The sequence below is a fragment of the Sphingomonas sp. UV9 genome, from assembly GCF_004101245.1.
In the GTDB taxonomy this organism is placed as follows: Bacteria; Pseudomonadota; Alphaproteobacteria; order Sphingomonadales; family Sphingomonadaceae; genus Sphingomonas.
Window position 1 is genome coordinate 669,258 of record NZ_SCIN01000001.1, and the last position, 14,449, is coordinate 683,706.

Annotated in this window: 15 protein-coding genes; 10 read left to right on the plus strand and 5 right to left on the minus strand. The window is 65.9% G+C overall.

The features are described from left to right. Positions 1 to 96 precede the first annotated feature (96 nt). A complete protein-coding gene (locus tag EQZ23_RS02795) occupies positions 97 to 993 on the plus strand; it encodes a hypothetical protein (protein ID WP_128452927.1) in 897 nt (298 codons plus the stop codon). Positions 994 to 1,028: 35 nt separating this feature from the next. Here the strand turns inward: EQZ23_RS02795 and EQZ23_RS02800 are convergent, their stop codons facing one another. Together EQZ23_RS02800 and EQZ23_RS02805 are read right to left on the minus strand one after the other, a co-directional pair. Further along, the gene (locus tag EQZ23_RS02800; protein WP_128452928.1) at positions 1,029 to 1,316 is read right to left on the minus strand and encodes a Rossmann fold domain-containing protein; all 288 of its coding nucleotides are present in this window, start codon (positions 1,314 to 1,316) and stop codon (positions 1,029 to 1,031) included. 4 nt (positions 1,317 to 1,320) lie between these two features. Continuing rightward, positions 1,321 to 1,692, minus strand: coding sequence for a dihydroneopterin aldolase (locus tag EQZ23_RS02805; protein ID WP_128452929.1), 372 nt, complete (start codon positions 1,690 to 1,692; stop codon positions 1,321 to 1,323). Between the two features lie 354 nt (positions 1,693 to 2,046). Here EQZ23_RS02805 and EQZ23_RS02810 point away from each other — a divergent pair, with 354 nt between their 5' ends. From EQZ23_RS02810 to EQZ23_RS02825, 4 genes are read left to right on the plus strand one after another with little or no spacing between them, the layout of a single operon-like run. Continuing rightward, positions 2,047 to 2,574: an N-acetyltransferase gene (locus EQZ23_RS02810; protein WP_128452930.1), complete on the plus strand. Its 528-nt coding sequence runs from the start codon at positions 2,047 to 2,049 to the stop codon at positions 2,572 to 2,574. Positions 2,575 to 2,617: 43 nt separating this feature from the next. Then, on the plus strand, positions 2,618 to 3,199 hold the full coding sequence (locus tag EQZ23_RS02815) for a DUF1285 domain-containing protein (RefSeq protein WP_128452931.1): 582 nt from the start codon (positions 2,618 to 2,620) through the stop codon (positions 3,197 to 3,199). After that, the gene (locus tag EQZ23_RS02820) at positions 3,196 to 3,792 is read left to right on the plus strand and encodes a CoA pyrophosphatase (protein ID WP_128452932.1); all 597 of its coding nucleotides are present in this window, start codon (positions 3,196 to 3,198) and stop codon (positions 3,790 to 3,792) included. The genes EQZ23_RS02815 and EQZ23_RS02820 overlap by 4 nt, the downstream gene beginning before the upstream one ends. After that, positions 3,783 to 4,964: a CCA tRNA nucleotidyltransferase gene (locus EQZ23_RS02825; RefSeq protein ID WP_240663149.1), complete on the plus strand. Its 1,182-nt coding sequence runs from the start codon at positions 3,783 to 3,785 to the stop codon at positions 4,962 to 4,964. The genes EQZ23_RS02820 and EQZ23_RS02825 overlap by 10 nt, the downstream gene beginning before the upstream one ends. Before the next feature lie 279 nt (positions 4,965 to 5,243). Here the strand turns inward: EQZ23_RS02825 and EQZ23_RS02830 are convergent, their stop codons facing one another. Then, entirely contained in the window at positions 5,244 to 6,932 is a 1,689-nt protein-coding gene (locus EQZ23_RS02830) for a bifunctional diguanylate cyclase/phosphodiesterase (protein WP_128452934.1), read from the minus strand. 107 nt (positions 6,933 to 7,039) lie between these two features. After that, on the minus strand, positions 7,040 to 9,292 hold the full coding sequence (gene parC, locus EQZ23_RS02835) for a DNA topoisomerase IV subunit A (RefSeq protein WP_128452935.1): 2,253 nt from the start codon (positions 9,290 to 9,292) through the stop codon (positions 7,040 to 7,042). A 123-nt stretch (positions 9,293 to 9,415) separates the two neighbouring features. On the opposite strand from parC, the gene EQZ23_RS02840 reads away from it, so the two are divergent. Next, complete coding sequence (locus EQZ23_RS02840) at positions 9,416 to 10,333, plus strand: alpha/beta hydrolase (RefSeq protein WP_128452936.1); 918 nt, start codon at positions 9,416 to 9,418, stop codon at positions 10,331 to 10,333. 5 nt (positions 10,334 to 10,338) lie between these two features. Continuing rightward, positions 10,339 to 11,553, plus strand: coding sequence for a kynureninase (gene kynU / locus EQZ23_RS02845; RefSeq protein WP_128452937.1), 1,215 nt, complete (start codon positions 10,339 to 10,341; stop codon positions 11,551 to 11,553). 55 nt (positions 11,554 to 11,608) lie between these two features. Here the strand turns inward: kynU and EQZ23_RS02850 are convergent, their stop codons facing one another. Next, positions 11,609 to 12,091, minus strand: a complete 483-nt coding sequence (locus EQZ23_RS02850; RefSeq protein ID WP_128452938.1) for a hypothetical protein — start codon at positions 12,089 to 12,091, stop codon at positions 11,609 to 11,611. 607 nt (positions 12,092 to 12,698) lie between these two features. Here EQZ23_RS02850 and purC point away from each other — a divergent pair. Genes purC through purQ form a run of 3 tightly spaced genes read left to right on the plus strand, consistent with a single transcriptional unit; the run spans position 12,699 to position 14,374 of the window. Continuing rightward, positions 12,699 to 13,478 (plus strand): phosphoribosylaminoimidazolesuccinocarboxamide synthase, encoded by a 780-nt coding sequence (gene purC, locus EQZ23_RS02855; RefSeq protein ID WP_055876188.1) that lies wholly within the window; start codon positions 12,699 to 12,701, stop codon positions 13,476 to 13,478. Further along, the gene (purS, locus tag EQZ23_RS02860) at positions 13,479 to 13,709 is read left to right on the plus strand and encodes a phosphoribosylformylglycinamidine synthase subunit PurS (protein ID WP_128452939.1); all 231 of its coding nucleotides are present in this window, start codon (positions 13,479 to 13,481) and stop codon (positions 13,707 to 13,709) included. Next, on the plus strand, positions 13,706 to 14,374 hold the full coding sequence (purQ, locus tag EQZ23_RS02865; RefSeq protein WP_128452940.1) for a phosphoribosylformylglycinamidine synthase subunit PurQ: 669 nt from the start codon (positions 13,706 to 13,708) through the stop codon (positions 14,372 to 14,374). Before purS ends, purQ begins: the two co-directional genes overlap by 4 nt. Positions 14,375 to 14,449 lie beyond the last annotated feature (75 nt).

A 14,449-nucleotide genomic window follows, 5' to 3' on the forward strand; every position in this document is an offset into this window, starting at 1 on the left:
GACACGCAAACGCTTTGTCAGACGCAACAAACGTACAACCGCACGATGGCAGAATTATTTCTGTATCGTTAAGCTCCGGTCGCGTAGCCTGACGGCATGAATCCATTGTTTCACGTTACGGCTTCGGCCCTGTCGATCGCGCTCGTCGCGCTTCCCGCCTGCGCCGGGCAATCGCCCGCACCGCCGCCGGTTTCCCTCGGCAACCCGCAGGTTTCGGGCGATCCGACGCGGCAGGATACGCCCGGCGGGATCGGTTATGCCGACATCGCCGATCTGGTGCTGTCCGCGCCGGTGATCGCCGACGCGACGGTGCGATCGACCGCGAAGATCAAGCCCGCCGAAGCACCGGATCTCGCGCCGGGTTTAGTCCGACTATATGTCGAGGTCGACGTCACGGCGTTGATCCGGGGCGCCGACGGGCTGCCACCGCGAATCGGATACCTGCTCGATGTCGCACCCGATTCGGCGGGTCGCGTACCGAAGTTCAAGAAGGCGCGGGTGCTGATCTTCGCGCGGCCGGTGCCGGGCGCGGTCAACCAGGTCCAGCTGATCGCCCCCGACGCCCAGCTCGGCTGGACGCCGACCGCCGACGCGCGTGCGCGGAAGATCGCAAAGGATGCTCTGGCGAGCGATGCGCCGCCGGTCATCACCGGGATCGGCAACGCATTCCACGTCGCAGGCGCGCTGCCCGGCGAAGGCGAGACGCAGATTTTCCTGACCACCGCAGACCAGCGGCCAGTGTCGCTGTCGATTCTGCGGCGACCAGGCGAGCAGCCACGCTGGGCCGTTGCACTAAGTGAGATCGTCGACGAATCGGCCGCGCCGCCGGCGCCCGAGACGTTGCTCTGGTACCGGATGGCCTGCGCGCTGCCATCGACGCTGCCCGAGCGGAGCACCGGGTCGCTGGAAGCCGCCGACGCGACGATCGCACGCGAGGATTATGCCTATGTGCTCGCCGCGCTCGGGCCGTGCGGGCGGACTCGGAAGATCTGAGGCATGCCCGGGCGCGCCTTATAGACGAGGATCGATCAAGGCGCGCGCTGGTGGATTTCGATCAATTGCCCTGTGGTCGATCGCGCATTTTCGAGGAACGCGACCGCCGAATCCACGTCGGCCGCATCTGCCCCCTCCGCCAGAACGACCGCATTCACCCGAGTCGCAGGCGCCAATTCAACCGCGAGCGGGCCGATCGCGGCCCGCGCCTGCGCCATCGCCAGGGCATCCAGCGCCGAGGGGATCACCGCAACCAACGACTCGCCAATCGCGCTCCGCACCAACGCAGCGATATCCGCGCCCGGCTCGAGCGTCAGTCGCATGGCGTCAGCGTCGATGGCGGACGAGAGTCATGCCGATCGCTTCGCCCGCCTCGGCGATCGCCAGCTTCACGATCTTTACCTTCACGCGCAGCACCCGCGCATCCTGCAGGAACAGCGTCTCGCAGATATGATCCGCCACGCCTTCGATCAGCGTGAAGTGCACCCCCGGCGGCAGCGCGGTGGTCGCCGCGTTCTTCAGGTCGAGATAATTCTTCGACGCCGACAACGGCGTATCGGGATCGAACCGCTTCGGGCACACCATGTCGACGGTCAGCGAGATCCGCAGCGGTTGCGGCAGGTGCGTCTCCTCCGAATAGATGCCGGTCAGGACCTGCACTTCGAGATCGTGGACTTCGAGTTGAAGACTGTCTTCCATCGTCGCGCCTCTAGCAGACGCGCGGCGAGATGAAAGTCGGGTCTTCCAAGCGATGCGCGCTGGCGAGCAACTTACGCAATCCTTCCCCGCCAGGGGGAGGTGGCACCGAAGGTGGCGGAGGGGGAGGACACCGAACAGCGGTGATCGCTTACCGCCCCCTCCGTCTGGCCAATGCCAGCCACCTCCCCTTGCGGGAGAGGATTGTAACGGGCCAGCCTCGATCACTCGGAGTAGCGCCTCGACAACAGCGCCATGCCTCCGGTTATCCTTGCGTTCAGCCGCACCGAAGTTAAAGCGCGCTGCCCCCAATCGCCGATGCGCCGTCGCTTGGCGCGTCCGGGGGCAGGAGATGCCGTGATCACTCTCGTTCCCCTCGACAGCATCGATCCGACCATGATCGAGTCGATGCTCGATCGCGCGTTCGGGCCCGACCGGTTTCTGCGCACGGCCTATACGATCCGCGGCGCCGGCGAGCCGATCGCCGCGCTCAGCTTCGCGGCAATCGAAGACGGTGTGCTGGTGGGCTCGATCCAGTGCTGGCCGATCGCGCTGATCCAGGGCGGGATCGAAACGCCGCTCGTCATGCTAGGTCCGGTCGCGGTCGAGCCGACCCACCAGGGCGAGGGGATCGGCCGCAGGTTGATGACGCAGGCGCTCGATGCGGCGACCACGCTGGGCCTCGATGGCGCGCTGATGCTGATCGGCGACCCGGACTATTATGGCCGCTTCTTCGGCTTCACCGCCGATCGCACCGGTCGCTGGAGCGCCCCCGGCCCGGTCGAGCGCCACCGGCTGCTCGCACGCGGCGATGCGGTCCCTGATACGGCCGGAATACTGCGTCCGCGCGTGCCGGATACGATACCGGTCACCGCATCCGCATAAGCCGCCGCTTTACCTGGCCCCCCCGCCCGCCTAGTCCGCCGCCATGCCCATGGATCCCATCCCCGATATCGCCTCGCTAAGTCTCGCCGAGATTGCCAAGCTCGTGGAAGAGGCCAAGCTCCCGCCGGTCGAGAAATGGAACCCGACGCATTGCGGCGACAGCGATATGCGGATCGCGCGTGATGGCACCTGGTACCATCAAGGCTCGCCGATCGGGCGCCCGGCGATGGTCCGGCTGTTCTCGACGATCCTGCGCCGCGAGCCCGACGGCAGCCACGTCCTCGTCACGCCCGTCGAAAAGCTCGACATCGAGGTCGAGGACGCGCCGTTCGTCGCGGTCGAGATGAAGGCCGAGGGCAGCGGTCGCGACTCGAAGCTCGCCTTCCGCCTCAACACCGGCGATCTCGTCACGGCAGGCCCCGAGCATCCGTTGCGCTTCGTCGAGGATACCGATGGCCCCCGCCCCTATCTGGTCGTACGCGGCGGGATGGAGGCGCTGGTCGTGCGCTCGGTCTATTACGAACTCGCCGAGCGAGCGATCGCGGACGACGCGGCGACACCGGGCATCTGGAGCGACGGGGCCTTTTTCCCGCTGGAGCCAGCCGAGCCGGAAACCAACGCATGAGTTTGACGGAACGGTTGACCGCGGCGCTGGCGAAGGGCGCCGGCTCGCACATGATCCTGCTCACCGGCGACCAGCATGATGGCGAGCTGACCGCCGCCGAGACGCTGCTGCCCGCCGCGGTGCTGATCGCGGTCACCGATCGCGCCGATCCGGGCGTGATCCTGACGCAGCGCACCGACACGATGAGCCGCCACCCCGGCCAGATCGCGTTCCCCGGCGGCCGGATCGATCCCGGCGAAGACGTCGTTACCGCCGCACTCCGCGAGGCCGAGGAGGAGATCGCCCTTCCGCGCGCCAAGGTCCGGGTGATCGGCGAGGCCGACAGCTACCGCACCGTCACCGGGTTCCAGGTGACACCGGTGATCGGCATCATCCCGCCCGATCTGGTCTTCACGCCAAGCGAAGCCGAAGTCGCCAGCGTCTTCGAAGTCCCGCTCGCGTTTCTCCTCGACGAAGCGAACCATGTCGAGGCGACGCTCGAATGGCAGGGGCACGACCGGCATTATTACGAGATCATGTGGAACGAGCGTCGAATCTGGGGTGCCACGGCCGCGATGATCGTCAATCTCGCCCGCCGCCTGAGGTGGTCTTGATACTCCCGGGCGCGGCATGGCGCGCGCGCGACGGCCTCGACGCACTGACGAAGGTGCTTGGCGCAGCCGAGGGTGAATCGCGCTTTGTCGGCGGCGCGGTGCGCGACACGCTGCTCGGGATCGACGTCGCCGATGTCGATATCGCGACCCGCCTGCCCCCGCAGGAGGTGATCGAACGCCTGCAGGACGCACGGATCAAGGCGGTTCCGACCGGCCTCGCACATGGCACGATTACCGCGGTCACCGCCGCCGGCCCGGTCGAGGTGACGACGCTGCGTCGCGACGTCTCGACCGACGGCCGTCACGCGATCATCGCCTATACCGACGACTGGCGCGAGGACGCGGCGCGGCGCGACTTCACGATGAACGCGCTCTACGCCGACCCTGCGACGGGCGAAATCTTCGATTATTTCGGTGGCCTCGACGACCTCGCGGCACGGCGCGTGCGCTTCATCGGCGACCCGTTGCAGCGGATAGCGGAGGATCATCTGCGCATCCTCCGCTTCTTCCGGTTCCATGCCCGGTTCGGGACCTCGATCGACGAACCCGGGCTGAACGCCTGCACCGCGCGCGCCAACGACCTGATGGCGCTGTCCCGCGAACGCGTGGCGAGCGAAGTGCTGAAACTGCTGGTCGCCGCCAACGCGGTACCGGTGGTGGCCTTGATGGTGGAGCGCGGCATTTTTCGCGCGGTGCTGCCCGAGATCGACGCGGCGGGCGCGTCGCGTCTCGCTCGTCTCGCCGAGCGCGAGACGGTGGCGGGCATCGCCCCGGACCCGATCCGGCGCCTCGCCATGACGATCGCTCCCGCCGCGGCCGAAGCCGTCGGCGCACGGCTGAAGCTGTCGAACACCGACCGCAAACGCCTGATCGCCGCCACCGCCGGCCTGGGTAACGAAGGTCCGCGGGCGCTTGCCTACCGCGCCGGCATGACCGTCGCGATCGACCGGCTGCTGATCGCGGGGGAAGACGTTTCCCCGATCAAGGACTGGACGCCACCCTCCTTCCCCTTCTCCGGCGGTGCGCTGGTAGAACGCGGTCTCCGCAAGGGTCCGGACGTCGCGGCGATGCTGCGGCAGGTCGAAACGCGGTGGATCGCGGAGGGCTTTCCGGGGGCGGAGCGTGTCGCGGTGATCGCCGATGAGATTGTCGCTGAAGCACTGAGTGGCTGAAGCACTGAACTGCTTGAGCGACCGAACTGCTCCAGCGATTGGGACCGGCGAACCGTGCGCTCGAATGGGGACGCCACCCACCTAAAACCCGTCACCCCAACGGAAGCTGGGGTATCGCAGTTGGCGGGCGCCCAGACCCGCACGAGCAGATCCCAGCTTTCGCTGGGATGACGGCGGCTGGAGCGGCGGCGGCTGGGATGACGGCGGCAGTTAGGAAGACGGTGCCAGTTAGGAAGACGGTGGCAGTCAGGATGACCGCCGCGCCCGCGATAACCGCGCTTAGGACGCAACGGGCATCGACACGCCCGCACCCGCGCCGATCATCGCATACGCCGCCTCGGCCTCCAGCGGCTTGGCATAGAAATATCCCTGCCCGAACGTGCACCCTAGCGCCGCCAGCGTCTGTGCCAGGTCGTTCGTCTCGATTCCCTCGGCGGTCGTCTTCATTCCCAACGCCTGCGCCAGGCTGAGGATCGCGCGGACGATCGACACCTTGTCACGGTCCGCCAGCATCTCCGTCACGAAGCTCCGGTCGATCTTCAGCACGTCGATCGGCAGTTTCTGCAGATAGGCGAGGTTGGAATAGCCCGTCCCGAAATCGTCCATCGCCAGCGTCGTCCCCAACGCCTTCAGCGCGTGCATCGTCCCCGCAATCCGGTCCGGATCCGTCACGATCGCGCTCTCGGTCAGCTCGAGCGTGAATCGGTCGCCGGTCAGCCCGGTCGATGCCAGGGCCGCCTCCAGCACCGGCGCGATATCGTCGCGCTGCAACTGGATCGCCGACAGGTTGACCGCGAATTTCACCCCGCAAGGCGCACCGTGCCGCGCATCCCAGGCGGCAAGCGTGTGCGCCGCCTCGTCGATCGCCCAGCGCCCCAGCGGCACGATCAGCCCGGATTCCTCGGCGACCGGAATGAACTCGGTCGGGCAATGCCGGCGGCCCTGTTCATCGGTCCACCGCGCAAGCGCTTCGAACGAGACGATCTTGCCCGTCGCAAGGTCGCAGATCGGTTGATACGCCAGCCGCAGTTCGCGATTTTCGATTGCGCGCCGCAGCGCCGTCTCCATGCCGAACTGCGCACGCGCGATCGCGAAATCCTGCGGCAGATAGCTTTCGGCCAGCCCGCTCACCTTCGCACGCTTCACCGCGAACTGCGCGTGGCGGATCAGTTCGGCGACATCGCTCGCTTCGTCCGCGCCATACGCGATCCCGACCGAGCATTCGACGCTGATCTCGTAATCGGTCAGCCGGAACGGCGCGGTGAGCGTCCGCTGAATGCGCCCGGCCAGCGCGTGCGCTTCCTCGCGATCGGTATCGATCGTCATCAGGATACCGAACTGGTCGCCGCCGATCCGTGCAATCGTGTCCCGCTCGCGCAACGCCCCCTTGATTCGCCGGGCGACGGTGATCAGCAACTCGTCGCCAGCGAGCGAACCGAGACACGAGTTCAGCCGCCCGAACCGATCGATATCGATCGCGAGGACCGCGCTGACGCTGCGATCGTCGACGTCCTCGATCAATTCCTCGAAACCCTCGCGGTTGGGCAAACCGGTCAAGCTGTCGGTGGTCATCTCGCGGCGCAGGCTGCGCTCGGTCTGGATCTGCGAGGTCTGGTCGATGAAGCTGATCGTGCAGCGATCGCGGAACGACGCGAAGGTCCGCGCAATCGTCACCCGGTAATAGCGGCAGTCGATGACATCGCCCAACGTCCATTCGAAATCCGACCGCAGGCTGGCGGATTCCAGGAATGCCAGGATGCGCGGTCCGAGATCCGCAATCATCGGTGATCGCTCGGCAACCACGCCAAGGCCGGCGAGACGGTAAGCGCGGTTCATCGCGAAGAGGTCGAACACGCCGCCGTTGACGACAACATGGGCAGCCGGGATCGGGATCAGTTCCAAGGCCCGCGCGACCAGTTCGGTCGCGACGATCGATTGCGTAATCGCATCCGGGGCTATCGATGCCATTCCCCCGTTGTAGCGACGCTTCCTTAAGACGTCCTAAAGGAACCGAAACGGCTCTACACTGTCAATTATCGCCAATCTTTTGGTTTTACAGGCTGGTAACCTCCTAGCTACCCAAAACGATTGTCACGCGGAAACCCCGTTGGCGGCATTCTTCCAGCCGCGCCGCGTGCTGCACGCCATGGCCCGAGGTCCGATTCGGTCCGCGTGCGTCCCGTACCCCCGCCCATCGCCCAGCTCAGCCCGTCGGCAAAGACGAACGTGATCGCGTCTGCCAGTCCGCCATCGCGATAGCGCTGCAGCTGAAGCCCCTGCCCGCGCGTCATCTCGACCAGCTCGGCAAGCGGGAACACCAGCATCTTGCGGTTGTCCCCGATCGCCGCGACGTAGTCGTCGTTCGGTCCGATCGGCCGGACGATCTTCAACTGCGCACCCGGCCGCGGCGTCATCACCGTCTTGCCCTTGCGCGTTTCCGCGATCACTTCCGCCGAACTCACCGAGAAGCCGCGCCCATCGGTCGCGACCACCAGCAATTTGGGATGCTTGCTCGCGGGCAGCAGCGCGATGATCCCGATGCTGCCATCGAGATCGATCATCGCCCGCACCGGCTCGCCAAAGCCGCGACCGCCCGGCAGCTTGTCCGCCGCCAGCGTGTAGAACCGCCCGTTCTCCGCCGCGAGCAACAGCTTGTCGGTGGTCTGCGCATGGAACGCGAACGCCGGACCGTCGCCCTCCTTGAACTTCAGCGCCTCCGGACTCGCCAGGTCGTTGTGCCCCTTCATCGCGCGAATCCACCCGCGCTGCGACAGGATCACCGTGATCGGCTCGCGCTCGATCATCGCCTCGAGCGGGATGTCGCGCGTCGGTGCGTGTTCCTCGATCGTCGTCCGTCGCTTGCCGAGCGGAGTCTCCAGCCCATAGCGATCGCGGATTTTCGCCATGTCGCGCTTCATCCGCGCGCGCTGCTTCTTCGGATCGGCGAGCAGCGCGGACAGGCTCGCCTGCTCCTTGTCGAGCTTGTCGCGCTCGGTCTTGATCTCGAACTCTTCGAGCCGCCGCAGGCTGCGCAGCCGCATGTTGAGGATCGCCTCGGCCTGACGATCGGTCAGGTTGAACTCGGCGATCATGACCTTCTTCGGCTCGTCCTCGGTGCGGATGATCTCGATCACGCGGTCGAGGTTCAGATACGCGATCAGATAGCCGTCGAGCAGCTCGACGCGGTCGGCGATCTTGCTCAGCCGGTGCTCGGTCCGCCTGCGCAACACGACGAACTGGTGATCGACCCATGCCGCCAACGCTTCGCGCAAGCTCATCACCCGCGGCGTACGATCCTTGTCGAGCACGTTGAGGTTGAGGCTGATCCGCGTCTCGAGATCGGTCAGCCGGAACAGCCCGTCCATCAGGATCTGCGCATCGACCGTGCGGCTGCGCGGCTCGAGCACGATGCGGATCTCGGTATCCGATTCGTCGCGCACGTCGGCGAGGATCGGCAGGCGCTTGGCGTTGATCAGATCGGCGATCTGCTCGATCAGCTTGCCCTTCTGCACGCCGTACGGGATCTCCGTGACGATCAGCTGCCAGCCGCCGCCCTTCTCGCGCTCGGTCTCCCAGCGCGCGCGGACACGGAAGCCGCCGCGCCCGGTCGCATAGGATTCGCGGATCACCGCGGGGGGATCGACGACCAGACCGCCGGTCGGGAAATCAGGGCCCTTCACGTGGCTTAGGATCGCCGCATCGTCGGCGTCGGGCGTATCGATCAGCACGATCGCCGCCTCCAGCAGCTCGGCGGCGTTGTGCGGCGGAATGCTCGTCGCCATCCCCACCGCGATCCCGCTCGCACCGTTCGCCAGCAAATTGGGGAACAGCCCCGGGAACAGCTCGGGCTCGTGATCCTCGCCATTATAGGTCGGGCGATACGCGACCGCGTCCTCGTCGAGCCCGTCCATCAGATCGATCGCGACCTGAGTCAGCCGCGCCTCGGTATAGCGGTAGGCGGCCGCGTTATCGCCGTCGATGTTGCCGAAATTGCCCTGCCCGTCGACCAGCGGATACCGCATCGCGAACGACTGCGCCAAGCGTACCATCGCGTCATAGACCGACTGATCGCCATGCGGATGGTATTTGCCGATCACGTCGCCGACGACGCGCGCGCACTTCTTGTACCCCTGCGCCGGATCCAGCTTCAGCAGCCGCATCGCCCACAGCAGGCGCCGATGCACCGGCTTCATGCCGTCGCGGACGTCGGGCAGCGACCGTGCGGTGATCGTCGACAAGGCGTAGACGAGATACCGCTCGGACAGCGCGCTATCGAAGGGGGCATCGACGATGGAGTCGAAGGGGTCTTTGAAGTCGCTGCTGGCCATTACCGACAGCGGTAGCAGGTGAAAACGCAACGATCAAAGCATGAACGTACCGCGCGCTTCGTTCGCGTACACAAGCGCAGATGCCCGCATGACGCGGCGGACGGAGCCCGCTACACCAACCTCATGATCCGCTTTGCAATTCTCGCGCTCGCCACCCTCACCAGCACCGTGACCGTACCGGCGACCGCGCAAGACCCCGCTCCGACCGCACCCAAGCTGCTGACCTGGCCCGACCTGACCAATCGCTCGAAACCGACCCCGGATGCGACGATCGCATACGGCGCCGACGCCATGCAAAAGGTCGACGTCTGGGTACCGCAGGGCAAAGGGCCGTTCCCGGTCGTGCTCATGGTGCATGGCGGTTGCTGGACGACGAGCATTGCCGATCGCAGTCTGATGAACTGGATCGCCGACGACCTGCGCAAGGACGACGTGGCGGTTTGGAACATCGACTATCGCGGCGTCGATCTACCGGGCGGCGGCTATCCCGGCACCTTCGCGGATGCCGCGAAGGCCGCCGATGCGCTGACCGCGAACGCCAAGGCCTATAAGCTCGACACCCGTCGTCTGGTCGCGATCGGCCATTCGGCGGGCGGCCATCTCGCGCTCTGGCTGGCTGGCCGCCGAAAGCTGCCCGCGACGAGCGTGCTCCATACCGCGCACCCGCTCCGCATCCGCCATGTCATCAGCCTCGGCGGACTCCCCGATCTCGAAGCCACCGCCGCCAGCCCTGAAAACGGCTGCGGTACGGAAGTCGTCGCCAAACTCGTCGGCGCGCCGACGCCACAGCATCCGGACATCTATGCCGATACCTCGGTCCCTCGCCTCCTCCCGCTCCGCGCGATTCAGGACCTCGTCAACGGCCGCGAGGACCGCATCATCCCGTTTGCGATGGCCACCGACTATGTCGCCAAGGCCCGCGCGGCCCGCGACCACGCCAGCCTCCATACTGTCCCCGCCACCGGCCACGTCGAACTCATCGCTCCGGAAAGCGCGGCGTGGGTAGAAACGAAGCGCCTCATCAAGGCAGCCGTAAAGTGAGCCCAATGACTCTCGAAGACGCCCGGGCGCTCGACGCCGCAGACCCGCTTGCCGCCTGCCGCGACAGATTCGCGCTGCCCGAAGGCGTGATCTACCTCGACGGCAACTCGCTCGGCGCGCTACCCAGGGCCACGCCCGCCGCGCTCGCCGACGTCGCCACCCGCCAATGGGGCGACCGCCTCATCCGCAGCTGGAACGAAGGCTGGATCGACGCCCCGCAGCGGATCGGCGCCAAGATCGCGCCGCTGATCGGCGCTGGGCCGGACGAGGTGATCATCGGCGACACCACCTCCACGCATTTGTTCAAGGCGCTGGTCGCAGCATTGCGCAGCAATCCCGACCGCCACACGGTCCTGAGCGAATCGGGCAATTTCCCTACCGACCTCCACATCGCCGAAGGCGCCGTCGCCTGCGTTCCCGGCGCGCGGCTGAAGGTGGTGGCGCGCCAGGACCTCTACGCCGCACTCGACGACGACACCGCGGTGCTGATGCTCACCCACGTCCACTACAAGACCAGCGACCGCTTCGACATGGCCGCCTGGACCGCCCGCGCGCATGAGGCGGGCGCACTCATGCTCTGGGACTTGAGCCACAGCGTCGGCGCGGTCCCGATCGACCTGACCGACGCGAACGCCGACCTCGCCGTCGGGTGCACGTACAAATACCTCAATGGCGGCCCTGGCGCGCCCGCGTTCCTCTACGTCGCCAAGCGCTGGCAGGATAGGTTCGCCAGCCCGCTGTCCGGCTGGATGGGCCACGCCGCCCCGTTCGCGTTCGAGGACGCGTACCGCCCCGCCCCCGGCATGAAGCGCTGGCTCGCGGGCACCCCGGCCATGCTCTCGACCGCCGCGCTGGAAACCGCGCTCGACCTGTGGGCCGACATCGACCAGCAGGCGATCGCCGCCAAAAGTGCCGCACTGTTCGACATCCTCGCCGCGGCTGGCGATGCGCTAGGCCTCGACTGCGTCAGCCCCCGCGACCCATCGAACCGCGGCAGTCACATCAGTTTCCGCCACCCGCACGCGTACGCGATCACCCAGGCCCTGATCGCCCGCAGCGTCATCGGCGACTTCCGTGACCCCGACATCCTCCGCCTCGGCCTGACGCCCTTGTATCTGAGCCACGAAGACGTCTGGCGCGCCGGCGATATCCTGCGCGAGACGCTGGAGACGCAAGCGTGGCGCGATCCCGCATTTTCGCAACGACTGGCCGTCACGTAAAGCGATCGCACTTCGAGCGCTTCACCCTGTCGGGGAATCCAGCCTTAGCATGCCCTCACTGCAGCGGGATAAGCGTATCGACGCCCTTCGCAGCAACCGCCCAGCGATAGACCGCGTCGGCAATGTAGAACCGGAACTGGATACCGTCGAAGTACACGCTACGGGCGTTGCCGACGCATATCCTACTTCTATTAACGATCGCTGCCTCAAGCCGACTAACGGCGGTTAGAGGCTTGTCCGTCATAGCGAGTTTGACGGCTAGTTCCGGTTGGAGGCGCACAAAGCAGACAGCGGCTTCAAAATACCGGCGGTCGACAGGTAACCGAAATTTAGCGAGCGATGTTTCCCGCGCGTTGAAGCGTGCCTGCACCGCGGGATCCGCTGTCTGCTGCTTCGTAAGTCTCAGATCCGGCACAAACGCCTTCAAGGCCTCGATCGTCAAAGCGCCCCTGTCGTAATATGCGTTCTGGATTATCCCGAGATGCGCGTCTTCCGTATCGGGCGCGCACGCCGCGTAAATCTTGGCGAGCCGCAACATCGCAAACTCCTGTCGCGTGCTGTTGGTTCGTGAATCGACCGCCGTCTGTAATTAACCGCGACGGTCGGGTACCGCTCTCGCCGGGCATGCGGCCCATCGTTGCGACAGGTCGAAAATCTGGCGGCTGCGGACCGCGCTACCTGTACGGGACGTGCCAAATGATTTCCTCGTTACCGCCGAGTCCTCGTCGTCGATGTCACGCAGGGCCGTAACGACGATCTCTTCGGACGGTGGTTCGGAAGGAGCTTGCTGCCCGGACGGCGCGCTGTCTTGGGCGGCATATAGGAGAGCCAGTCCAAGCGATACGGTATGAAGCATCACGCTCTCCAATGGGTCGCGGCAACCTGCATCACGACAGTACAGATCGTGGCGAGCGAACCAACCGGTGCTTATGCTACTGTTCGATCGAAAACCGTTCCCTCCTAAAATGGTCGTCCTCGCGCGATATCGGCCAAGTCACCCGCGCATGCCCAAGACCCACCGATCCGATTGCACCCCCCGCGCCCTTACCCTATAGGCGCGGCCTATTCCGGCCTCGGCTTCGCGATCGATGTCGCGGGAGCCGGGGCCGCTCGATTTTCGTCGCTTATTTTGCAGGGGACCGCACATGGCTCGCCGCCGCCAGATTTACGAAGGCAAGGCCAAGATCCTCTACGAGGGTCCCGAGCCAGGCACGCTGATCCAGTATTTCAAGGATGACGCGACCGCGTTCAATGCCCAGAAAAAGGGCACGATCAACGGCAAGGGCGTGCTCAACAACCGGATTTCCGAGCACATCTTCACGCTGCTCGATCATATCGGCGTGCCGACGCACTTCATCCGCCGGCTCAACATGCGCGAGCAGCTGATCCGCCAGGTCGAGATCGTCCCGATCGAAGTCGTCGTGCGCAACGTCGCCGCCGGCTCGATATCGACGCGGCTCGGGATCGAGGAGGGCACCAAGCTGCCCCGCACGATCATCGAATATTACTACAAGGACGATGCGCTCGGCGATCCGATGATCTCCGACGAACACATCGCCGCGTTCGGCTGGGCGAGCCAGGAGGAGATGCACGACATCGCCGACCTCGCCATCCGCGTGAACGATTTCCTGTGCGGGCTGTTCGCCGGCGTCGGCATCCGCCTGGTCGACTTCAAGCTCGAATTCGGCCGCATCTTCGACAACGACTTCGGTCGCATCATCCTCGCCGACGAGATCAGCCCCGATGGCTGCCGCCTGTGGGACATGGAAACGAACGAGAAGATGGACAAGGATCGCTTCCGTCGCGATCTCGGCGGAGAAGTCGAGGCTTATCAGGAGGTTGCACGCCGTCTTGGCCTGCTGCCCGAAGGTGGCGACAATTCGGTCCTAGACCTTGAAAAGCATCGCAAGAACCGGGGCAAGTAAATGAAACTCAAGGTTTTCGTGACATTGAAGCCGGGTGTGCTCGATCCGCAGGGTCGGGCGATCCACCACGCGCTCGGCAGCCTCGGCTTTGCGGGCGTGCAGGACGTCCGCCAGGGCAAGCTGATCGAGCTGGAGGTCGCCGACGATACCGACGACGCGACCATCGACGGCATGTGCCGCAAGCTGCTCGCCAACACGGTGATCGAGAATTACCGGGTCGAGCGCGCATGAAGACCGCCGTCATCGTCTTCCCCGGCTCGAATTGCGACCGCGACATCGCCGTCGCGCTAGAGGCGGTGACCGGCGTCAAGCCGCGCATGGTTTGGCATGGTGATGCGGACCTGCCCGCGGACATCGGCCTGGTCGCGGTCCCGGGTGGCTTCTCCTACGGCGATTACCTGCGCTCGGGCGCGATCGCTGCACGGTCGCCGATCATGCGCGCGGTCGTCGAGCAGGCGGGCAAGGGCCTGCCCGTGCTCGGCATCTGCAACGGCTTCCAGGTGCTGACCGAAGCGGGGCTCCTCCCCGGCGCGCTGATGCGCAACGGGGGGCTGAACTTCGTCTGCCGCGACGTCGCGCTGACCGTCGAGACGGCCAGCTCGACCTTCACGTCGGGCTACAAGGCCGGCGAACGCGTCTCGTTCCCGGTCGCACATCATGACGGCAACTACTTCGCCGACGCCGAGACGCTCGACCGTGTCGAAGGCGAAGGCCGCGTCGCGTTCCGCTACGCCGAGAGCGTCAACGGATCGGCCCGCAACATCGCCGGGTTGCTGAACGACAAGGGCAACGTGCTCGGCATGATGCCGCACCCGGAGCGCCGCATCGAAGCCGCGCACGGCGGCACCGACGGACGTCGCCTGTTCGAGGGCCTACTCGAGGCCGTCAGCGCCTAATTTTCCATCACGCTACCTCCGTCACCCCGGACTTGTTCCGGGGTCCACGATTCTGGGCAATCAATGCCCCCGAAG

Bases quoted from the DNA above. Each gene is read 5' to 3' on its own strand.
- EQZ23_RS02820 (WP_128452932.1), top strand. From the start codon at position 3,196: ATGAGTTTGACGGAACGGTTGACCGCGGCGCTGGCGAAGGGCGCCGGC.
- purC (WP_055876188.1), top strand. From the start codon at position 12,699: ATGGCTCGCCGCCGCCAGATTTACGAAGGCAAGGCCAAGATCCTCTAC.
- purQ (WP_128452940.1), top strand. From the start codon at position 13,706: ATGAAGACCGCCGTCATCGTCTTCCCCGGCTCGAATTGCGACCGCGAC.
- purS (WP_128452939.1), top strand. From the start codon at position 13,479: ATGAAACTCAAGGTTTTCGTGACATTGAAGCCGGGTGTGCTCGATCCG.
- kynU (WP_128452937.1), top strand. From the start codon at position 10,339: ATGACTCTCGAAGACGCCCGGGCGCTCGACGCCGCAGACCCGCTTGCC.
- EQZ23_RS02795 (WP_128452927.1), top strand. From the start codon at position 97: ATGAATCCATTGTTTCACGTTACGGCTTCGGCCCTGTCGATCGCGCTC.
- EQZ23_RS02840 (WP_128452936.1), top strand. From the start codon at position 9,416: ATGATCCGCTTTGCAATTCTCGCGCTCGCCACCCTCACCAGCACCGTG.
- EQZ23_RS02815 (WP_128452931.1), top strand. From the start codon at position 2,618: ATGCCCATGGATCCCATCCCCGATATCGCCTCGCTAAGTCTCGCCGAG.
- EQZ23_RS02830 (WP_128452934.1), bottom strand. From the start codon at position 6,932: ATGGCATCGATAGCCCCGGATGCGATTACGCAATCGATCGTCGCGACC.
- EQZ23_RS02800 (WP_128452928.1), bottom strand. From the start codon at position 1,316: ATGCGACTGACGCTCGAGCCGGGCGCGGATATCGCTGCGTTGGTGCGG.
- EQZ23_RS02805 (WP_128452929.1), bottom strand. From the start codon at position 1,692: ATGGAAGACAGTCTTCAACTCGAAGTCCACGATCTCGAAGTGCAGGTC.
- EQZ23_RS02850 (WP_128452938.1), bottom strand. From the start codon at position 12,091: ATGTTGCGGCTCGCCAAGATTTACGCGGCGTGCGCGCCCGATACGGAA.
- parC (WP_128452935.1), bottom strand. From the start codon at position 9,292: ATGGCCAGCAGCGACTTCAAAGACCCCTTCGACTCCATCGTCGATGCC.